This is a genomic window from Campylobacter sp. BCW_6467, from assembly GCF_001762855.1.
Taxonomy (GTDB): domain Bacteria; phylum Campylobacterota; class Campylobacteria; order Campylobacterales; family Campylobacteraceae; genus Campylobacter_D; species Campylobacter_D jejuni.
Window position 1 is genome coordinate 36,139 of the sequence record NZ_MJXP01000007.1, and the last position, 22,024, is coordinate 58,162.

Consider the following 22,024-nt stretch of genomic DNA (forward strand, 5'->3'; position numbering starts at 1 on the left):
ATTATTCCTTTCTATTGAGCTTGTATAGCACTTAAAATAACAGTATCTACAATATCATCTACCAAACATCCACGACTTAAATCATTAACAGGTTTTTTAAGACCTTGTAAAATAGGACCGATTGCTAAAGCATTAGCGGTTCTTTGAACTGCTTTGTAACAAATATTTGCTGCATTAAGATCAGGAAAAATATATACATTTGCATGGCCTGCTATCTTAGAATTTGGCATTTTCTTTGCCGCAGTCTTTAGATCATAAGCGCAATCAAACTGCATAGGACCATCTATATTTAACTCAGGGTATTTTTCTTTAGCAATTTTTAATGCTTCTTTTACAAGATCTACACTTTCCCCTTTACCGCTATCACCACTAGAATAAGAAAGCAAAGCTATTCTTGGTTCAAGTCCAAAAGATTTAGCAGTCATAGCACTTACATAAGCACTAGTTGCAAGCTGTTCAGCAGTTGGACTTGGATTTACAGCACAATCAGCAAAAGCTAAAACTTGATCTTCAAGCCCCATAAAGAAAATTCCCGAAACAGAACTAATACCTTCTTTGGTTTTAATAAGCTGCAATGCAGGGCGAATTGTTTCAGCCGTAGTAGTTGATGCTCCACTAACCATAGCATCAGCTTTTCCAGTATGTATAAGCAAAGTTCCAAAATAAGTTTTATCCTGAACTAGCATCTTAGCCTCTTCTAAACTCATTCCTTTAGATTTTCTTGCCTCATAAAGAATGGAAGTAAATTCTTGATTATATTCTGAATTGAGCGGATTCATAATTTGTATAGTACTTAAATCAAGACTTAATCTAGCAGCATCTTGTTTGATTTTTTCCTCATCACCCAATAAAATAAGATCAACAACTTTACTTTTTAATAAAATTTCAGTAGCTTTTAAAATTCTCTCATCATTACTTTCTGGCAAAACAACAGTTTTTTTATTTTTTACGCTTTGTTTAATCAATTCATATTTAAAACGATGCGGAGTTATAAAATCATACTCTTCAAGCTTTTGCACTTCTTCAAAATTAAATTTTTCATTAATCAAAACATAATTACGACCATCTAGGGCATGATCGAAATATTTTTGAGCTATAAGTTTATCTTCATCGTTAATAATAGCAGCGATAGGGGTATTAAGATTTTTAGCCAATTTTATACTAAGATCAAATCCATCAAGTATTCCAAATTCGCAAAAGCTATTTACAAGCACAAAATCGTATTTGCGTTTTAACTCTTCATATTCTTCTAAAATAACATTAAAAAAATTATGAGGATCTTTGCTAAATTCCTCCATTGCCTCTCTAAAGGTAAAACCATAAGCGCTTTTTACAGTTTGATTGATATTAAATTCTTCCAACCAACCTTGCAAAACAGGGACGCGATGTATGTATATTACAGGGCAATAAATTGCGATATTTTTGTAAATTTTGCTATAATTTTTAAGCAAATTTGTACTAATAATAGTATTTAACTCATCACTTCTAGATCTCATCAAATAAAGATTTGCCATCATTTTCTCCTTAAATTTATAAATGTGGAACACTCTTTGCTTTTTCTAATTTTAACAAAGAAAAATAAAAATTCATATTTTAAAGGACGAAAATGAAAAAAGTTTTATTTTATGTGTTACCGTTTGCATTTTTTGGTTGTTCTGCAACGGTTGATCCGCAAATTTCAATGAAACCACCTGCTTATGTAGAAGAACTTGCACCAAAACAAAGTAATAATGTAGAAAGTGCACCAGGATCACTTTTTGGCAAAGGGGATAATCCTTTATTTTCAGATAAAAAAGCTATGAATGTAAATGATTTAGTTACAGTTGTTATACAAGAAAGTACCACTCAAAGCACACAAGCTAATAAAGCAACAAGTAGAACTAATACCTCAAATTTAGGCGGAGGTGCTTTAACAGGAAGTTCAGGAGTGGTAGCCAATGCTCTTAATAAAGTCAATGCTTATTCTAATATAGGCTTTCAAACCAATAGTTCAAACAAGTACACAGGAACAGGCTCACAAAGCAGAAATGAAAGTTTCAATACTACAATTTCAACGCGTGTAATTAAAATTTTATCAAATGGTAATTATTTTATCGAAGGCTCAAGAGAGCTTTTAATCAACGGAGAGAAACAAATCATACAATTAAGCGGTGTTATTCGTCCTTATGACATCGGTCAAGACAATACTATAGATAGTAAATATATAGCAGATGCTAAAATTCTTTATAAAACAGAAGGTGAAGTGGATAGAAGCACAAGAAAACCTTGGGGTAGCAAAGTTATAGAAGCGATATGGCCATTCTAAAAGCAAGGTTAAACCTTGCCTCTTGGCTTTTATTCTTTTACAGCCCTACTTTTAACCTCATCTTCAACTTCAGCTAAAAATCTATCTACAAGTTCACTTTCTTTTAATTTGGCTACAACTTCACCATGTCTTATAACAAGCCCTTGATTTTTCCCAAAGGCTATAGCCACATCAGCGCCCTTAGCTTCACCTAAAGCATTTACTACACAACCCATAACACTGATATTTAAAGGTTCTTTTATATGCTTGGTTTTTTCTTCTACGATTTTAATCGCGCTTAACAAATCACTTTGAATCCTACCGCAAGTTGGACATGAGATGATATTTACTCCGCTTTTTTGCACTCCACTATCTTGCAAAATCGCTCTTGCTACACGAATTTCCTCTTCAAGCTCACCCGTCATAGAAACACGCATAGTATCGCCTATACCTTTAAGAAGTAAATTTCCTAAAGCTATAGAACTTTTTACAGTGCTATGAAATTTAGTTCCTGCTTCAGTCACCCCTAAGTGAAAAGGATAATCACAAAGCGGTCTTAATCTCTCATAAGCTTCTATAGTTTTTTGAGCATCTGAAGTCTTCATGGAAATTTTAATATCAAAAAAGTCTAAATCCTCTAAAAGCTTGATATTATACATCGCACTTTCTAGCATAGCATCGACACCATAGCCAAATTTATCACTAAATTGTTTTTCTATGGAGCCGTGATTTACACCGATACGTATAGGGATACCCCGTTCTTTACATGCTTTTACCACTTCTTTGATATTTTCTTTAGAACCTATATTGCCAGGATTTATACGCACTCCATCAATAAATTCAGCACAATATACAGCCAAATTATGATTAAAATGAATATCTACGATTAAAGACAAAGGACTTTTAGCTTTAATCTCTTTTAAAGCCCTTGCATCAGCCATATCCAAGCACGCCAAACGCACTATATTTGCTCCTGCAAAATAAAGACGATTGATTTGCTCCAAAGAACCTTCTATATCTCTTGTTTTAGTAAAAAGCATAGATTGAACTGAAATAGGTGCATCACCGCCTATTAAAACATCTCCTACTTTGATTTGTCTGGTTTTAAATCTTTTATACTCCATAACTTCACTCTTTGAAAAATTTTAATATCAAATTTTAACTTTTTATTGCTTTAATTAAAGTTTATTTTTGATAATATATTTAAATTTCATGACATTTAAATATTTATGAATTATATATAAATTAAATACAATTAAAAGAGGTTATATGCAAAATCTTTTACTCTATATAAACAATAACCTAACTCCAACCCTAGCTCAAATTCTTTTACAAGCTTTAAAAAATTCGAATAATGAAAAATTTTTTACCTTTGTTTTGGAAAATATTGAAATAATTTGCACTTGGCTCAATTCTAGCGAATTTAAGAATAGATATTTATCAATAAAACATCCTTATCCACCTTTAATCAATCCTAATTTTATAGAAATAGATGCTAGTCGACATTGTGCAGAATTAGCCTGGGATTTAAATTTACCCCTACCTAAACACTATAAATTTATCTATATTTCTCCACATGGCGTTGGAGCAGCAGCATTTTTAAGATACCTTAATCAATGTTGCGATGTAACTTGTTTTGCCTCCTGGGTTTTACCACCTGATGCCAAAGAAAGATATTGTCTTAATTACATGTGTCTAAATGACAATACGATTACTCAATATGCTATTAATATATCAGAAATCAATCTACCTTATTTTGATAAATATCTATCTTTATTGGATTTTAACTCTAAAATTATTTGCGGAGTTCGCGATCCAATAGGAATTTTAAAGCATAACTGGGGAAGAGATTGGAGTAAAGTTTTAAGAAACTATCCCTCTGAATTTAATCTAACTTATGATTGGCGTTATTATATCGACTATCTTACTCATCAAAATCATAAAATTAAAATCGATATAAACGAACTACAACAAGGAGTTTTTATCATCTCTTATTTATTAAAATATTTTAACAAAGACAATGTATACTATCTTGATATGGAAGAAATCCGCCAATCAAAGGCCTTCGATACTATGAATTTACTTGCTATAAATTTTAATTTTACCCCCCCCCATAAAGATAAATTAGATTTATTTAAAATTAAAGAATTTAGAGGTTATATTCGCTATCTTTTTCCTATCACACTCTATGCAAATTCTAAAGATATTAATAACACCTTTTATCTTAATACTCCTAAAAATAATAAAAATTTCAATATTGATAAAACTTCTAGCATTCCCATAATTTTAGACAGAAAACATATCAATCATGAAAAAATAGACATAATACAAGAAATTATAAAAAACGACCTATGTAATGATATGGGTGTATATATTGATAAAAATGATTTTAAACAATTAGAACAAAACAATCTTTTATTTTCAACAATTAAACATTATTTGTATGATTTTTTATATCAAATTAAAATAACCATAGATGAAACAGAATCAAAAATGATGAAAGAAAAAGATGTAATAGATTATTTTATAAAAAATAAATCACTTATTTATACTTTTTTTAATATATTTGAAAATGAACTAAATCATTTAAAACAAACACATCCTCATATTATTGACTCTTGGAAATATTATAAAGAATTTGAAAAGATATACAAAGATAAATAATTATCTTACTTACACAAAATCAATAGGATCAATATCTGCACTTACATTTTTAAATTGCAAAATATAATTTTCAATTGCCACTAAAACTTTATGATTTTCACTTCTAAGTAATAAATAAAAACGATATTTTCCATGTAGCATTTCAACTCCACAAATTCCATAGCCTACCAATTCTACCTGTTTGATATTTTTAAATTGAGAAGCAAATTTTTCACAAAGTTTTTGTGCACTTTTTTGATCTTTATCTTCTATAAGAACTCTTAAAAGGCGTTTAAATGGGGGGTAAAGATCTTTTCTATTTTCTAACTCATCTTTTAAAAAAGCATCATAATTCTCTATATACCTTTCAAAAAAAGCTCTATTTTTTGTTTGCAAAAGCACTCTTGCTTCGCCTTTACGCCCTGCCCTGCCTGCAACTTGCATAGCTAAAGCTAAAGTTTCTTCACTCGCTCTAAAATTAGGACGCAACAAATATTCATCAAGCCCTAAAATCACACTCAAATCCACACTATGATAATCATGCCCTTTAGCAAGCATAGAGGTGCCAATAAGTATATCGATCTTATCTTCATTAAAGTCTTTTAAAATAGTATTAAGCTTTTTAACGCTTGTGATTTCATCGCTATCAAATTTTGCTATTTTTGCTAAAGGCAAAGCATTTTGCAAAAGCTCTAAAAGTTCAGCAGTCCCCATTTTTCTAGCTTCTAACATTTCTCCTTTACAACTTGGACAATTTTGCTCTATTAAAGAAGTATAATTACAATAATGACATTTTAAAACATTTTTCTTTTTATGCATACTCATAGCAATAGAACAAAAAGGACATTTTATCGTTTCTCCGCAATCCTTGCAAATGATTTGCCTAAAATTAGCCCTTGTAGGTAAAAACACTATAGCTTGTTTTTGATGTTTTAAACTTTTTTCTAATTCGCTTAAAAGCATAGGTGTTATACCAAGCTCATTTTCATCATATAAAAAATGTTTTTTGCTCTCAAAAAAAGTTCCTTTTAGTCTAAAACTTTTTTGTTTGTAAAAACTCGTCAAAGATGGGGTTGCAGAACCTAAAACCACTTTAATATTATTTTTTTGACCCAAAAAAAGTGCTAAATCTCTTGCATTGATAAAAGGCTGATTAGAAGCCTTGTAAGAATTATCATGTTCTTCATCTACTACAATAAGTCCTAAATTTCTAAAAGGCAAAAACAAAGCCGATCTTGCACCCGCTACTAAAAGCACTTCTCCCTTGCAAAAACGCTCTAAATATTCTTGCTTTTTTTTCTTTGAAATTTTAGAATGCCACAGGAAAAAATTATCCTTAAAATACACTTCCAAACGCTTTTTCATTTGTGGAGTAAGTGCGATTTCTGGCATCAAAAGCAAAGCTTGCTTACCCTGTTCCAAACACTCTTTTATCAAAGAAATATAAATTTCAGTCTTGCCACTACCCGTATCAGCAAAAAGCAAGGAGTTGTTTTCTTTTTGAAGAAAACTTAAGGCATTTTGTTGTTGATTGCTTAGCTTAGGGGTATCTTTAAAAAACATTTTTTGACATTCATACTTAGGACTAGTTTCAAAAAATCCCAAAACAAAACCAAGTTTTGAAGCATAATAATAAACAATAAAATTTGCTAATTCAAATTGCAAAGGAGTTAGAAAATACCCTGTAATTTCTTTAATTTCTACGGTTTTAAAATCAGGTTTTTGACATTCTTTAAGCACGATAGCTTTAAGGTTTTTTTTAGTTTTTAAATCCACTAATACTTGTGTTAAAGGTTTGATTTCATCAAAACTATGAAAAGTTAAATTATCCAAATACAAACCACAAATTGCAAGTTCATAATATCTTATATCAAATCTTTGCATCTAGAACTTCCTATACACTTTAACAAACCTTCTTTAGAATCATAAATAAATTCAACCATCTCTTTGGCGTTTAATGCAAATCTATAGTGATTTTTACCTATTTTTATCCAAGATTTAAAATCAGAATAAATAGGCGTATCAAGCAAAGAATAATCACAATCATTTAAACAATAAAAGAGTTTTTCTTTGGCTTGATTGTTTTGCGCATTATCTAAAATTTCTGGAAAATTTAAATTTTTAAGTCTCATTTGACTACGCATTAAAGCAAGAGCCGAGCTTAGCATTTCATAGTCCATTTTTAATTTTAAAATTTTAACCTCATCTTTTGTAGTATTGATAAAAGATAAAGATAAGCTTGATAAAATTCCCAAAATCAAAATCACAAAAACAAGCTCAAGCAGAGTAAAAGCTTTATTCATTTTGTCGGGAGTTCTTCATTGATTGCTTTTATTAGTTTCTTAAGTTCTCTTTCTAAAATATAATTTTCATAACTTTTTTTAACAAATGCATCTACAAAGCGTTTAAGTTCTATTTTTTTAGTACCGCCAGAAATCAAAGCGATATCATCTTCTAAAAAATTTGCAAATTCTTCACTGCACTTAACAATGAAATCTTTTGCATTAACATTAACAATAACTTGTTTTAGATTATCTGCCAAGAACAGCCTCTATTTTCTTATAAATATCTTCGCTTTCTATATTGCGAGATTTAAGTTCTTCTTCTAAACGCATGATTTGATTACTTTTTGCTTCATTTTGTGCTTTGACGCTTACAAGCTCATTTCTTAAAGCCTCATTGGCTTCGCAAACTTCGTTATATTTTTCAATTAATTCATTTACTTTATCTGTCATAGTATTGATTATTTTTTCATCAAACATATTTTTGCCTTCTTAAGAAATTTGTAATTTATGGAAAATATTATTTGATATTGTAGCAGAAAAAAATTTAAATTTAGGTTTTTATTGTCAATTAATTTTTAATTAAAGCATTTTCTTTTAAAATTTTTTCAAAAATAAAAATAAAGTAGAAAAATGTTAGAACTTACCAGCGAATTTAAACCCAGTCCCGATCAACAAGAAGCCATAAAAGGCATAGTAAAAAGTATAAAAAAAGGCAACAAATATCAAACCTTACTAGGCGTTACAGGAAGTGGAAAAACCTTTACCATGGCAAATATCATTAAAGAACTTAATATACCCACTCTTATCATGAGTCACAACAAAAGCCTTTGCGCACAACTTTATAGCGAATTTAAAGGCTTTTTTTCTAAAAATCATGTGGAATATTTTATATCTTATTATGATTATTATCAACCTGAAGCCTATATCCCACGCACTGATGTTTTCATAGAAAAAGACAGCTCTACTAATGAAGACTTAGAGCGTTTAAGACTGAGTGCTACTGCTTCACTTTTAAGTTATGAAGATGTAGTTTGCATAGCTAGTGTTTCAGCAAATTATGGACTTGGTAATCCAAATGAATACATAGGTATGGTTTTAATCTTTGAACTAGGTATGCAAATTTCACAAAAAGAACTTTTAAAAAAACTTGTAGATATGGGTTATAAAAGAAATGATAATTTTTTTGATCGTGCGGATTTTAGAGTTCAAGGAGATATTATAGATATTTATCCAGCTTATTATGAAGATGAAGTAGTAAGGCTTGAATTTTTTGGTGATGAGCTTGATGCTATGTATCATTACAATGTTTTAGAAAATAAAAAAGGCAAAGATTTAAAACGCTTCATACTCTATCCTACAAGCCAGTTTAGCGTGGGCGAAACAAGACTAAAACAAGCGATAAAAGACATAAAAGCAGAACTTAACGAACGCCTTGCTTATTTTGAACATGAAAATAAACTCGTAGAATATCAACGCCTTAAACAAAGGGTTGAATTTGATCTTGAGATGCTTACAAGCACAGGAATGTGTAAAGGCGTTGAAAATTATGCAAGGCATTTAACAGGACTTAAAGAAGGCGATACTCCTTATACACTTTTTGATTATTTTGCGATTAAAGATAGAAAATTTCTTGTTATAGTCGATGAAAGTCATGTATCTTTACCGCAATTTAGAGGTATGTTTGCAGGAGATAGAAGCAGAAAACAAACCTTGGTGGATTATGGTTTTCGTTTGCCTTCAGCCTTGGATAATCGTCCTTTAATGTTTGATGAATTTATCCATAAAAATTGCCAATTTCTTTTTGTTTCAGCCACACCTGCACCTTTAGAACTTGAACTGAGTAAAGAAAATATCTTTCATCAAATCATGCGTCCTACAGGACTGCTTGATCCTTTGATAGAATTAAAAGATAGTGATAATCAGGTTGAAATTTTATTTGACGAGGTTAAAAAAGTCATACAAAGAAACGAACGAGTTTTAGTAACCGTACTGACTAAAAAACTCGCTGAAGAACTTACAAGGTATTATTTAGAGCTTGGTATAAAAGTCAAATACATGCACTCAGATATCGATGCTATAGAACGCAATGAAATCATAAGAGGTTTAAGAAGCGGTGCTTTTGATATGCTAATTGGCATTAACTTACTTAGAGAAGGACTTGATTTGCCTGAAGTTTCACTCATTGCCATTATGGATGCAGATAAGGAAGGTTTTTTAAGAAGTACTACAAGTTTAATCCAAACCATGGGAAGAGCAGCTAGAAATGTCAATGGTAAGGTTTTGCTTTTTTGCAAAAAAATCACAAAATCCATGCAAGAAGCTATGGATACCACCAATGAACGTCGCAAACTTCAAATGGCTTATAATAAAAAATACAATATCACGCCAGCTTCAGTCAAACGCCATATTGAAGAAAGCTTGAAAAATGAAGAGGATTTAGGCGAAATTTATCGCAAAGGTAAAAAACTAGAAAAAATGCCTGCTAGCGAAAGAGCAAAACTTGTCAAGGAATTAAGAAAGCAAATGCTTGAAGCAGCAAAAGCACTTGAGTTTGAAAAAGCTGCTGCAATTAGAGATGAGATTAATAAATTAAGGGATTTATAATAAAAATATATCCCTTGTTCTAACTCCCGCCTCATTAAGTAAAGCACTTAAAATTTCATACTGAAAGTCTTGTAAGGGACGTTTTTCTTTTAAAACTATACCTATGACCCCTTTAGTTTTTTCCCCATCTTCTATAGGTAAATACATAGCATTGGCATTAGGCAGGGTATTTGTGCAAACACCTGCTCTTTCTTTATTTGTTGCAACCCATTGAGCAATAGCAATCTCATCAGCACTAAAACAATTTTTTAACATTTGCTTATCATCGTTAAAAAACAACAAAGGTTTCGATAAAATATTGTTTTTATTTATAGGATAAATAATAATAGGTAAATTTAATAATTTTAAAGCTTGATTTCCAAGTTGTTCCCAAAGCTCTTGTTTGCTTTTTACTCTTGCTAACTTTTCACTATTTTCAAGCAAAATAGCTGTTCTATAAGCTCTTTTAGTGAGTTCTTTAGATTGCAATTTTAATCTTCTAGTAAAAACAGCTGTTAAAAATCCAACTATAAACATAGTTGTAAAAGTAATAATATTTCCACTATCATGAACTTTAAAACTAAAAATAGGCTCTAAAAAGAAAAAATTATAAATCAAGACACTTACCAAAGAAGAATAAAAGGCGAAAATTTTATTATCAGAAATAAAAGAAGAAGCAAAAACTGCTAAAATAAAAATCATAACTATATTACTTGGCTGAGTATTAAATTTATGAAATACAAAAGCTATAAAAGTTGCTAAAAGCAAAACTCCTGTGATTTTTAAAAAACCTAAAAAATCAAAACCTTTTTTACTTCGTATTTTAGGAGTAGAAATTTGATTTTCATTAACAAGATATAAATCAATATTGGGTGCTTTTTTAGCAACAGCTTCAAAAATCTCTTCTTTAAACTTTTTTTTATCTTTATTTTTACCTAAAACAATTTTAGAAACATTGCTAAGGCTTGAATACTCTGCAATTTGTCTTGCTATATCATCATCATATACGCTAATGATTTCAGCATCAAAACTTTTAGCTAGTTCTATATTTTCTTCTAAGGCTTTTTCTTCTTTAATATTGGGATTTTTTATATAAAGCGCACTCAATTTAGCATGAAAAGCTAAAGCAAGTCTTGCAGCTGCACGAATAACCTTTGCATTTGAAGCATTAATACAAACTAAAATATGCTCTCCAGTATGATAAGCTAAATCATCATTAATAAGCCTTTGTTCACTTGCTCTTAAATTCACTCTTGAAGCAAGTCTTCTTAAGGCAATCTCACGCAAAGCTATAAGTCTTTCTTGGCGAAAGAAATTTTCAAGTGCTAGTTTAGCTTGTTTTTCCTTATAAATTTTACCATCTTGCATTCTTTTTAAAAGCTTATTAGGTTCAATATCAACAAGTTCAACCTGATCAGCCTCATCAAAAATACGATCAGGAATACGCTCTTTAACTTCTATCTTACTGATATTAGCGACTAAATCATTTAAACTTTCTAAATGTTGTATATTTAAAGTAGTATAAACATCAATCCCTGCTTTTAGAAGTTCTTCTATATCTTGAAAACGCTTTTCATTACGCAAGCCTTTAGCATTAGTGTGCGCAAGCTCATCTACTAAAACCAAAGCAGGTTTTCTCTTAAGGGTAGCGTCTAAATCAAACTCTTTTAATACTATATTTTTATAAGGAATTTCAAGATTAGCTATACTTTCAAAACCTTGTGTTAAAGCCATTGTTTCAGGTCTATCGTGAGGCTCTATATAGCCTAAAACAACATCAACTCCATTATCCCTTAAAGTTCTAGCTTCACTTAACATAGCATAAGTTTTTCCAGAACCTGCAGCATAACCTAAGAATATTTTTAATTTTGCAAGTTTGTTTTTTTCTTCTTCCTTGGCTTTAACCTCAAGTTTTTTAAGAATTTGTTCAGGACTTTGTCTTTGCATGTTTATTCTTTTTTCATGGCTTTAGCAATAGCTATATTAACAGCTAAAACATTAACCTTTTCTTCCCCAAAAATCCCTAAAAATTTAGACTCGGTATTTTCTTGAATGATTTTTTCTAGTTCTTCTTTGGTGATTTTTGAAGATTGGCTTATCCTAGGAATTTGCACTAGGGCTGCTTGAAGACTGATATGAGGATCAAGACCTGATCCTGAAGCGCTTAACAAATCCAAAGGAATTTGTTCTTTTGTAATTTGCGGATTTTCATCTAAAAATTTTTGCAAATCTTTTTGCACACGCTCTTTCAAAGCAGGATTTGACATAGCATAATTAAATCCACCTGAACTTACACTGCTTTCATTTGTATCACTTGTATTGTAATTTGACACAGATGTTCTTGAATGTAGAAAATAAGGCTTATTAAAATCTTGACCCAAAAGCTTTGAACCTACCGCTTTGCTTATATCCAAAGTCGGACGACCTTCTTTATCCACTAAACTTCCACTTGATTGATAAGGAAAAATAAATTTTGCAACTGTATTTAAAGCAAAAGGATAAATAAGAGTACACAATATTAGCATTACCACAAAAAAACTAAGCAAAGTTCTAAGCATATCACACTCCTAAAATTCTAAGTATCCAAGCTGTAGGAATATCAATTATTTTTATCCCTATAAAAGGTGCTATCATACCACCTAAACCATAAATACTCAAATTTCTTAAAAGCAAATACTCACTTTTCATAGGCTTAAATTTAACTCCACGCATAGCAATAGGTATGAGCAAAGGTATAATAATAGCATTAAAAATAAGTGCTGATAAAATAGCACTTTGCGGGGTAGCCAAATGCATAATATTTAAAATTTGCATTTGAGGTAAAACCACACTAAACATAGCAGGTAAAATAGCAAAATACTTAGCAATATCATTTGCCATGCTAAAAGTTGTAAGACTACCCCTAGTAATAAGCAAACCTTTTCCTATTTCAACTACTTCTAAAATTTTAGTAGGATTAGAATCAAGATCTATCATATTGGCTGCTTCTTTGGCTGCTTGAGTTCCTGAGTTCATAGCTATACCTACATCAGCTTGTGCAAGAGCTGGAGCATCATTGGTTCCATCTCCTGTCATGGCTACTATCTTACCTTGAGCTTGTTCTTTTTTAATGGCTTCTATTTTATCTTCAGGCTTGCATTCTGCTATAAATCCATCAAGCCCTGCTTCTTTGGCTATAGTAGCTGCTGTTAAAGGATTATCTCCAGTACACATTAAAGTTTTTATGCCCATTTTTCTAAGCTCATCAAAGCGCTCTTTAAGTCCTGGTTTTACAGTATCCTTTAGATAAATTACTCCTAAAATTTTTTCATTTTTACACACTACCAAAGGAGTGCCGCCGAGATTTGAAATTTCCATTACCTTAGTTTCTAAATCGCTAGGAATTTTTCCATTCATTTCGCTTATATAAGCTCTTATAGCATCAAAAGCACCTTTGCGAATTTTTGTATTATCTTGCAAATCCACACCGCTCATTCTATTTTGAGCGCTAAATTCGATAAATTCTTTAATATCATTACCTTCTAACTCATAACCCATTTTTTGAGCCAATGCAACTATGCTTTTACCTTCTGGAGTTTCATCTTTTAAAGAGGATAAAACACAAGCTTTAATCATTTCTTCTTTACTTATACCTTGAACTTCATAAAATTCATTTGCCAAACGGTTTCCAAAAGTAATCGTTCCTGTTTTATCTAAAATCATAGTATCAACATCACCACAACTTTCAACAGCCTTGCCTGAAAGCGCGATCACATTAAAACGCGTTACCCTGTCCATACCTGCTATTCCTATAGCTGATAAAAGCCCGCCTATAGTGGTAGGAATAAGACATACAAGCAATGCTACTAACCACGAAATAGGCAAGCTCACGCCTAAAAATTGCATAAAAGGATATAAACTTACAACCACCACCAAAAAACTCAAACTAAGCACAATTAAAAGAGTATTAAGAGCAATTTCATTTGGAGTTTTTTGACGCGCAGCACCTTCTACAAGATTGATCATTTTATCTAAAAAACTTTCCCCAGCTCCAACTAAAATTTTAATCTTTAAAAAATCAGTTAAAACCGTAGTCCCACCTGTAACAGAAGAAAAATCACCGCCCGCTTCACGCATAACAGGAGCACTTTCACCTGTAATAGCTGATTCATCAACACTTGCAGCACCTTCTATAATTTCTCCATCATTAGGTATAAGTTCACCTGCTTTAACTAAAACTATATCACCTATTTTTAACTCGCTAGAATTAAGCATTTCTTCACTGCCATCACTTTTTATGCGTCTAGCTTTAGAATCCTTTTTACTTTGTCTTAAGGTAGCTGCTTGGGCTTTACCCCTTCCTTCTGCAATACTTTCTGCAAAATTTGCAAAAAGCAAGGTTACAAATAAAATAAAAGTGATTAAGATGTTATAAATTCTTTCATCAGAATTTCCATTAAACAAAGTAGGAAAAATACTTAAAATCAAAGTAAGAATCAATCCAACTTCCACCATAAACATAACAGGATTTTTTATCATAAAGCGTGGATCAAATTTTAAAAATGCTCCTTTTATGGCATTATTTAAAATTTCTTTTGTAATGAGTTTATTTTGTTTTTTAGACATTGACTCTCCTTAATGCCATAAAGATAAATATTCTGCAACGCTTGATAAAGTAAGCACTGGAAAAAAAGTAAGTGCAGCAAAAATATATATAATACAAACAAGCACAAACATAAAAGTTAAATTATCCGTTTTTAAAGAATTTGCAGTATTTTCTTGTGTATTTTTAGCCAAAAGCGATCCAGCTATAGCAAGCTGAGCTATTAAAACCAAATAACGCCCACAAAACATAGCAAAAGCTGTACTTAAATTCCAAAATAAATTATCATCTTTTAAACCTTCAAGTCCTGAACCATTATTTGCTGCCGAAGAACTAAATTCATACAAAATTTGAGCCAAGCCATGAAAGCTAGGATTGCTTATACTATCTTTTGCAAAAACAACAGCTAATGCACTTAAAACAAGGATTAATAAAGGATGGATAAGAATTACCAAAGCTATAAGCTTCATTTGTGCGCTTTCTATTTTTTTACCCAAGAATTCTGGAGTTCTGCCTATCATTAATGCACAAATAAACACGGTTAAAAGCACATAAATAATCATATTCATAAGCCCTACTCCTTCGCCACCAAAAGCTACATTTAACATCATATTTAACAAAGTAGCACTGATGCTTAAAGGATTTAAACTATCGTGCATATTATTGACGCTTCCTGTAGTAAAAGCAGTAGTTACAGCACTAAATAAACTCGAACCATCTGTGCCAAATCTTATTTCTTTACCTTCTAAATTTCCCAAATTTGCATTTAAACCCAAAGAATCCAAATTTGGATTTGACATTTTTTCGCTAAAATAAATTAAAAGCAAAGAAATGATAAAAATAATCCCCATTGCACCAAAAATAACTCCCCCTTCTTTTCCCATAAGAGCAAAACCTTGTCTTTCTTTTCTATGATAAACCATCAATCCAAAAGCTACAACACAGGCACTAGGAATAAGCATCATGGATAAAATTTGTAAAAAATTTGTAAGTGAAGTAGGATTTTCAAAAGGCATGCTTGAATTAGCACCAAAAAAACCACCCCCATTTGTCCCTAAATGTTTTATAGACTCAAGAGCTGCAACAGGACCTGTGGCAATACTTTGAAATTTATTTTCTAAAGTAAGCACGCTAAAATTTGCGTGATAGTTTTGCACTACGCCTTCAGAGATAAAAATTACAGCCAAAATAAAACTTAAAGGCAACATCAAACGCGTAATAATACGCGTAAAATCTTCATAAAAATTTCCCATTTGCATGCCACATAAAGCACGACAAAAAGCCATACAAGCAGAATATCCACTTGCACTTGAAACAAACATAGCAAGTAAAATGCCTGTATTTTGCGAAAGCAAACTTAAAGCACTCTCTCCACTATAATGCTGAAGGTTTGTATTTGTAATAAAACTAATTACAGTATTTAAATTCAAATCCCCTTTCATAGAATTTATCGAATTGGGATTTAAAAAAAGTTTATCTTGCAAATAAAAAATCACGAAAGAAAAAATAGCCACTAAGGCATTAAAAGCAATTAAATGCAAAGAATATTTTTGCCAAGTCATATTTTTTCTATCAATCGCACAAATTTTATAAATTAAGTTATCAATTGGATTAAAAATAAAATCAAAAATAGTTTTTTTACAGCTTGCAATTTTATAAAGATAATTTCCAAAAATTAAAGCTAATATAAAAGCTATAATCAGTGTTATTAAAATTTCTAGCATATTTTTCCTTTAAAATTTTTCAGGATACAATAGAGCATAAAATAAATAAAGAGCAAGTATTAAGCTTAAAACTAGTAAAAATATCATCCGCGTGTCCTAATTTGAATTTCACAAAAACGGATAAAAAACCATAAACTACCAAAAGCTAAAAGCAGAAGCAAAGCAAAGATAACATCCATAGGATAGCCCTTTCTCATTGATTCAAAATAGGATTTATTCTATCCTTGTTAAGCTTATATTTTGATTAATACTAATTTTATGATTTATTTATAATTTTTATCTATATTAAATAAAAAGACAAATGAAAAATTTAGCAGGAAAAATCCTGCTAAAAATTGTTAAAGATAACCCGCTGCCATAGCAATAAAATATCCTGCTATACAAGAAGTGATTACACCTATAAGACCTGGTAAAATAAAACTATGATTGATAACAAATTTACCGATGTGAGTAGTACCTGATCTGTCAAATTGTATAGTAGCTAAATCGCTTGGATAAGTTGGTAAAATATAATACCCATAACAAGCAGCCGCAAAGGCAACAATTACACCAGGTTCAACACCAATTCCTAAAGCCAAAGGAACAAAAGCCGAAATAGCTGCTGCTTGGGAGTTTACAAATTTTGAAATTAAAAGAAGCATTACAGCATAAGTCCAAGGATGCTCTTTTACTATATCCCCAAGCGCTGCTTTCATCATAGGAGTGTGAACTGCAAACATAGTATCAGCCATCCAAGAAATTCCAAAAACCGCAACAAGCGCTATCATACCTGATTTAAAAATTTCATTAGAGCCGATTTTCTTTGCATCTGTTTTAGTAAAGATGATAATCAAAGAACCTGCTAAAAGCATAAACATCTGAATAACTGAAACCATGGATAAAACATCCATTTTAGGGTTACCTAAAGCATCTACTTGAGGAATGCCATTTTTTACAACTTGTCCCCAGTTTGGACGCAAAAAATCAAATACACCCAATAAAGCTACTAAAGCAATAGCTCCTAAGAAAATCCACATTGCAACCCAATTGCTTTTTGGAAGTTTAACACCTAAAAGTGTTTTAGAATCCCCATAAACATATTTTTTAAATTCAGGATCTTTAAGTTTTTCTTGAAATACTTCATCTTTATCCAAATCTTTTCCTCTAAACCAAGAAAAAATTCCTATACACAATACACCAAATAATGTACTAGGTATGGTAATTTGAAGAAGATTGATATAACCATCAAAACCTGCTAATTTATGATTAGCATTTAAAAGCAAAGCAGTCAAACTCACAACAGCCACAGATACAGGAGATGCAATAATACCCATTTGTGATGATATAGAAGCTGCTGCCATTGGACGCTCAGGACGAATACCATTTTTAATCGCTATATCATAAATAATAGGCATAATAGTATAAACCACATGTCCTGTTCCACAAAGTATGGTCAAAAAGCAGGTTACAAAAGGCGCTAATATTGTTAAAAACTTAGGATTGCGTCTTAAAATTCTTTCTGCTATTTGAAGCATAACATCCAAACCACCGCTTGCTTGCAAAGTTGCACTCGCAACCACCACCGCTAAAATTGTAAGCATAACATCTATGGCTGGTTTTCCAGGCTTTATATGAAAAGCAAATACAAGCATTAAAATACCTATACCACCAAGTAAACCAAGCGCTATACCGCCTTTTTTTGCACCGTAAAAAAGACAAATTAAAACGATAATGATTTGGATTGCAAATTGCCCTCCCTCACTAAGGCTTGTTAAAAAGTCCATTTTAACTCCTTTGAAAATTGATATTTAAAAACAGTTATTATTGTATCACATTTTTAAATTAAAGAATAATATTTATAAAAATAAAAATAACAATTTTTTAAATTATTTAAATTAAATTTAAATATAAAACACAAGCGTAATGGGTTTGATAGATTGATAGAATTTTATCCTTCAAGTTCATATATTTTTTTTCTATCTGTAGAGCTTGCTATATTAAGATGTTTGCGATATTTTGTAATAGTTCTTCGTCCGATATCGACCTTAAATTCTTCTTTGATTAATTCTAAAATTTTACTATCGCTTAAAGGTTTATTGCGATCTTCATTCTTTACTAAATTTGCCACAAATTCTTTAACACCTACATTTGAAGTCTCTCCCTCTTCATCAAGAGCAAAAGCAAAAAAATCACGCAAGGGAATAAGTCCTCTTTCACAACTTAAATATTTATTTGCCACAGCTCTTGATATAGTCGAAGCATTACGTTCTAAATCAAGTGCTAAATCCTTAAAAGTCATAGGTTTTATCTCTTTTCCCATGAAAAAATCATATTGATATTCTACTATCATAAGCCCTATTTTATAAAGAGTAGCTTTTCTCATCGCTAGAGCATCGACTAAATTTTTTGCTTCTTTGATGTAATGACTTAAAAAATCATGCTCTAAACCATCAGTTTGGATTGAAATTTCAGGATAATAATCATCATTGATTTTTACTTTAATTTCACCATTTTCTTTATAAACAAAAATATCAGGAACAATTATACGAGAATCTTCAAAATATTCCAAAAAAGGAGGAGTACTAAAGCGCTTAAGTACAGCTAATGCTTCTTTATATAAAGGCTCTTTAGTATAGTTTTGCATATTTTCAAAATCCATAATTAACATTCTACAAAATTCATCAATATCTTCATCCAACTCCATATTTTCAAGAGCAAATAAAAACGCTTCTTTATAATCTTTAGCTCCTACTCCTACAGGATCTAAAAATTTAAATCTTGCTCTTACTCGCTCAATTTCTTCTAAGGAATACTCTTTTAAAAATTCTTCATCGTATTCAAAATATCCTTCCTCATTTAAGCATTCTATAATTTTTTTTGCAAGTTCTTGAGATTTGTTTGTAGGAAACAAAGGAGGAAGAATCTGTTCATTTAAAAGCTCATAAACACTTTTTTTGGCAAGTCCTTTACTATCCACAAAAGCCGAATTTACATTATGTTTATAAAATAAATCAAAATAATTCTTACCCTTATCATGAGTTTGTATCGAATCTTGAACATTTAAGAAAGGATTATCCTCAGCAAATTTATCTAAATTTTCTTTTAAATCCTCTATATTTACTTGTAAAATCGGCAACCAAGAGCGTAAAGTTTGAGAAATTTTAGTCTTGGGTGCTTGGGTGATTTTTTGCTTTAACATCAATCAAGGAGTTTAAACTCCGCTCCTAAATAATACTTTTTCACGTCTTTATTGGTTGCAATTTCATCAGCATTCCCACTAGCAAGTAAAGAACCTGATCTTATAACATAAGCTCTATCACAAATAGCCAAAGTCTCACGCACATTATGATCGGTAATTAAAACCCCAATCCCCAATCTTTTAAGCTCTTTAATTAAAGTTTGAATTTCAGCCACTGCTATAGGATCAACACCTGCAAAAGGCTCATCAAGAAGCAAAAACTTAGGTTCGCACATCAAGCTTCTAGCGATCTCACAACGCCTTCTTTCACCTCCACTTAAACTTAAACCTTTCCTTAAACGAATAGGCTCTATACTTAAGAGTTCAAGCATTTGCTCAACTTTATCATGTAAAATTTTTTTATCTTTATAAAAAATCTGAGCCGCTAAAAGCAGGTTATCTTCTACACTTAAATCCTTAAAAATACTACTTTCTTGAGGTAAATAACCTATCCCTGATCTAGCTCTTTTGTTTAAAGGATCTTTTGTCACATCTAAACCGTCTAAAAGAACTTTTCCACTGCTTGGGGAAATAAGTCCACATATCATATAAAAAGTTGTCGTTTTTCCTGCGCCATTTGGCCCTAAAAGTCCTACAACCTCTCCGCTATTAACCTCTAAAGAAATTCCATGTATAATCTTAGTTTTTTTAATAATTTTTTCTAAATTTACAATTTCTAATTTACTCATAAATTTCATACTTTCTTTTGTCGTCTTTAATGCTAATTTTAATCTGGATAGTAGAAATTCCAAATTTCATTAAAGTTTTTTTCAAATTTTCACCGCCCCATTCAACCAAATGTAAACCTTTTTCAAAAAAATTTTCAAATAAACCATTCGCTAAAAGTCCTTCTAAACCTTCTTGATAAATATCATAATGATAAATGCAAATATCATGATTTTCATATTTTTGCATAGTGGAAAAAGTTGGAGAATCTACCCTTGCATCAAGACCAAGAAATTTAACCCAAGCTTGCACCAAGCTTGTTTTTCCGCTAGCCAAATCTCCTTGAAGCAAAACAACACCTTCTTTAGGCATTATTTGAAGCATCGTTTTGATCTCATCTTTTGCTAAAATAAATTCTTTCATAATTTTACCACATATTCATTTTGTGCATTTTTAGGAATGCTTTTCGTGCTAGGTATAGCTAGGACTTTATATTTTTGAGTGTATTCAATAAAATGTAAAGTGATAATATCACCCACCTTAACCTCTTTACTCGCTTTAACAATAACGCCATTAATCCCCACTATACCACTTTTACACATATCTTCAGAAATAGCTCTTCTTTTCGTGATATTAACTACATTTAAAAATTTATCTACTCTCATAAAAGCAATTTTAGCAAAAAAAATCAATTTTTGGAACAAAATTTGCTTACGCCTTTGCTTTATTTTTTAAGAAAATAGCAAGTAAAAACTTTTCTTTAATGAAATTTGGATACAATTTTACAATTTTCAAATCTATTTTAGCAAAGGATATCTTATGAAAAATGAAGTAAAAAAAGTAGTTTTAGCGTATTCTGGGGGGCTTGATACGAGCATCATTTTAAAATGGCTTCAAGATGAGTATAATTGTGAAGTTGTAACTTTTACAGCAGATATTGGTCAAGGCGAAGAACTCGAACCTGCAAGAAAAAAAGCCCTTTCTTTAGGTATAAAAGAAGAAAATATTTTCATTAAAGATTTAAGAGATGAATTTGTTAAAGATTATGTATTTCCTATGTTTAGAGCCAATGCGATTTATGAAGGAGAATATCTTTTAGGAACAAGTATAGCAAGACCACTTATAGCAAAAACTCAAGCACAAATTGCCCTGCAAACAGGTGCTGATGCGGTAAGTCATGGTGCCACAGGCAAAGGAAATGATCAAGTGCGTTTTGAACTTGGTTATCTTGCTTTTAATCCCGATTTAAAAATCATCGCTCCATGGCGTGAGTGGGATTTAAACAGTCGTGAAAAACTCCTTGCTTATGCACAAAAACACGGTATTGATATTTCTAAGAAAAAAGGAAAATCTCCTTATTCTATGGACGCAAATTTACTTCATATTTCTTATGAAGGACTTGTTTTAGAAGATCCTGCACACGCACCCCAAGAAGATATGTGGAGATGGAGTAAAAGCCCAAAAGACGCTCCAAATGAAAGTGAAATTATAGAACTTGATTTCCAAAAGGGAGATTTAGTAGCGATAAATGGAGAAAAACTAAGTCCTGCAGGACTTTTAACCAAACTTAACGAACTAGGCTGCAAACACGGTATAGGACGCCTTGATATAGTAGAAAATCGCTATGTAGGAATGAAAAGTCGTGGTTGTTACGAAACTCCAGGCGGTACTATACTTTTAAAAGCACACAGAGCTCTTGAAAGCATCACGCTTGATAGAGAAGCAGCACACTTAAAAGATGAACTCATGCCAAAATACGCAAGTTTAATTTATAATGGCTATTGGTTCTCGCCTGAAAGAATGATGCTTCAAGCCTTAATCGATGAGTCTCAAATTCATGCCAATGGTAGAGTAAAACTCGAGCTTTATAAAGGCAATGTGATGGTTATAGGACGCGAAAGTGCAAATGATAGCTTGTTTAACGCAGCTTATTGTACTTTTGAAGAAGATGAAGTGTATAATCAAAAAGACGCAGCAGGCTTTATCAAGCTTAATGCTTTGCGTTTTATCATTGCAGGAAAAAATGGAAGAAAATTTTAA

The 22,024-nt window shown here is 31.2% G+C and carries 19 protein-coding genes and 1 pseudogene; 4 read left to right on the top strand and 16 right to left on the bottom strand.

The window, feature by feature from the left end:
- Positions 1-11: 11 nt before the first annotated feature.
- Positions 12-1,517: a phosphate acetyltransferase gene (gene pta, locus AJ888_RS00715; protein WP_079860909.1), complete on the bottom strand. Its 1,506-nt coding sequence runs from the start codon at positions 1,515-1,517 to the stop codon at positions 12-14.
- A gap of 89 nt (positions 1,518-1,606) precedes the next feature.
- Between pta and flgH the strand changes: the two genes are divergently transcribed.
- Entirely contained in the window at positions 1,607-2,305 is a 699-nt protein-coding gene (gene flgH, locus AJ888_RS00720; RefSeq protein WP_002861373.1) for a flagellar basal body L-ring protein FlgH, read from the top strand.
- A 29-nt stretch (positions 2,306-2,334) separates the two neighbouring features.
- Here the strand turns inward: flgH and ispG are convergent, their stop codons facing one another.
- The gene (ispG, locus tag AJ888_RS00725) at positions 2,335-3,408 is read right to left on the bottom strand and encodes a flavodoxin-dependent (E)-4-hydroxy-3-methylbut-2-enyl-diphosphate synthase (protein WP_002861372.1); all 1,074 of its coding nucleotides are present in this window, start codon (positions 3,406-3,408) and stop codon (positions 2,335-2,337) included.
- Between the two features lie 145 nt (positions 3,409-3,553).
- On the opposite strand from ispG, the gene AJ888_RS00730 reads away from it, so the two are divergent.
- Positions 3,554-4,948 (top strand): DUF2972 domain-containing protein, encoded by a 1,395-nt coding sequence (locus tag AJ888_RS00730; RefSeq protein WP_002861371.1) that lies wholly within the window; start codon positions 3,554-3,556, stop codon positions 4,946-4,948.
- A gap of 9 nt (positions 4,949-4,957) precedes the next feature.
- Here AJ888_RS00730 and AJ888_RS00735 read toward each other — a convergent pair whose 3' ends face one another.
- From AJ888_RS00735 to AJ888_RS00750, 4 genes are read right to left on the bottom strand one after another with little or no spacing between them, the layout of a single operon-like run.
- Positions 4,958-6,811 carry a primosomal protein N' gene (locus AJ888_RS00735; RefSeq protein WP_002861370.1) on the bottom strand — a complete coding sequence of 618 codons (1,854 nt, stop codon included), beginning with the start codon at positions 6,809-6,811 and terminating at the stop codon, positions 4,958-4,960.
- Positions 6,793-7,230, bottom strand: a complete 438-nt coding sequence (locus AJ888_RS00740) for a prepilin-type N-terminal cleavage/methylation domain-containing protein (RefSeq protein ID WP_002852324.1) — start codon at positions 7,228-7,230, stop codon at positions 6,793-6,795. Before AJ888_RS00740 ends, AJ888_RS00735 begins: the two co-directional genes overlap by 19 nt.
- On the bottom strand, positions 7,227-7,469 hold the full coding sequence (locus AJ888_RS00745; RefSeq protein WP_002854947.1) for a hypothetical protein: 243 nt from the start codon (positions 7,467-7,469) through the stop codon (positions 7,227-7,229). Before AJ888_RS00745 ends, AJ888_RS00740 begins: the two co-directional genes overlap by 4 nt.
- On the bottom strand, positions 7,459-7,689 hold the full coding sequence (locus AJ888_RS00750; RefSeq protein WP_002852327.1) for a hypothetical protein: 231 nt from the start codon (positions 7,687-7,689) through the stop codon (positions 7,459-7,461). The genes AJ888_RS00745 and AJ888_RS00750 overlap by 11 nt, the downstream gene beginning before the upstream one ends.
- Positions 7,690-7,842: 153 nt before the next feature.
- Between AJ888_RS00750 and uvrB the strand changes: the two genes are divergently transcribed.
- On the top strand, positions 7,843-9,816 hold the full coding sequence (gene uvrB / locus AJ888_RS00755; protein WP_070296083.1) for an excinuclease ABC subunit UvrB: 1,974 nt from the start codon (positions 7,843-7,845) through the stop codon (positions 9,814-9,816).
- On the opposite strand, the gene AJ888_RS00760 is transcribed toward uvrB, so the two are convergent.
- From AJ888_RS00760 to AJ888_RS00800, 10 genes and pseudogenes are all read right to left on the bottom strand, one after another.
- Positions 9,811-11,742 (bottom strand): sensor histidine kinase, encoded by a 1,932-nt coding sequence (locus AJ888_RS00760; protein ID WP_002861368.1) that lies wholly within the window; start codon positions 11,740-11,742, stop codon positions 9,811-9,813. The two genes, uvrB and AJ888_RS00760, sit on opposite strands and share 6 nt — an antisense overlap.
- 2 nt (positions 11,743-11,744) lie before the next feature.
- A complete protein-coding gene (gene kdpC / locus AJ888_RS00765) occupies positions 11,745-12,353 on the bottom strand; it encodes a potassium-transporting ATPase subunit KdpC (RefSeq protein WP_002861367.1) in 609 nt (202 codons plus the stop codon).
- 1 nt (position 12,354) lies between these two features.
- Positions 12,355-14,400, bottom strand: a complete 2,046-nt coding sequence (gene kdpB, locus AJ888_RS00770) for a potassium-transporting ATPase subunit KdpB (RefSeq protein WP_002861366.1) — start codon at positions 14,398-14,400, stop codon at positions 12,355-12,357.
- Between the two features lie 9 nt (positions 14,401-14,409).
- A complete protein-coding gene (gene kdpA, locus AJ888_RS00775) occupies positions 14,410-16,101 on the bottom strand; it encodes a potassium-transporting ATPase subunit KdpA (protein ID WP_002861365.1) in 1,692 nt (563 codons plus the stop codon).
- Positions 16,102-16,110: 9 nt separating this feature from the next.
- Positions 16,111-16,298, bottom strand: a pseudogene (gene kdpF / locus AJ888_RS08860) (K(+)-transporting ATPase subunit F).
- A 141-nt stretch (positions 16,299-16,439) separates the two neighbouring features.
- Positions 16,440-17,864, bottom strand: coding sequence for an anaerobic C4-dicarboxylate transporter (locus tag AJ888_RS00780; RefSeq protein WP_002856715.1), 1,425 nt, complete (start codon positions 17,862-17,864; stop codon positions 16,440-16,442).
- A 164-nt stretch (positions 17,865-18,028) separates the two neighbouring features.
- Positions 18,029-19,279, bottom strand: a complete 1,251-nt coding sequence (locus AJ888_RS00785; protein WP_002861363.1) for an RNA polymerase factor sigma-54 — start codon at positions 19,277-19,279, stop codon at positions 18,029-18,031.
- Positions 19,279-20,007 carry an LPS export ABC transporter ATP-binding protein gene (gene lptB, locus AJ888_RS00790; RefSeq protein ID WP_002855252.1) on the bottom strand — a complete coding sequence of 243 codons (729 nt, stop codon included), beginning with the start codon at positions 20,005-20,007 and terminating at the stop codon, positions 19,279-19,281. The genes AJ888_RS00785 and lptB overlap by 1 nt, the downstream gene beginning before the upstream one ends.
- Positions 20,000-20,407: a tRNA (adenosine(37)-N6)-threonylcarbamoyltransferase complex ATPase subunit type 1 TsaE gene (tsaE, locus tag AJ888_RS00795; RefSeq protein WP_002854905.1), complete on the bottom strand. Its 408-nt coding sequence runs from the start codon at positions 20,405-20,407 to the stop codon at positions 20,000-20,002. Before tsaE ends, lptB begins: the two co-directional genes overlap by 8 nt.
- Positions 20,404-20,649 (bottom strand): RNA-binding S4 domain-containing protein, encoded by a 246-nt coding sequence (locus AJ888_RS00800; protein WP_032603407.1) that lies wholly within the window; start codon positions 20,647-20,649, stop codon positions 20,404-20,406. Before AJ888_RS00800 ends, tsaE begins: the two co-directional genes overlap by 4 nt.
- A 154-nt stretch (positions 20,650-20,803) precedes the next feature.
- Between AJ888_RS00800 and AJ888_RS00805 the strand changes: the two genes are divergently transcribed.
- Entirely contained in the window at positions 20,804-22,024 is a 1,221-nt protein-coding gene (locus tag AJ888_RS00805; RefSeq protein ID WP_002861361.1) for an argininosuccinate synthase, read from the top strand.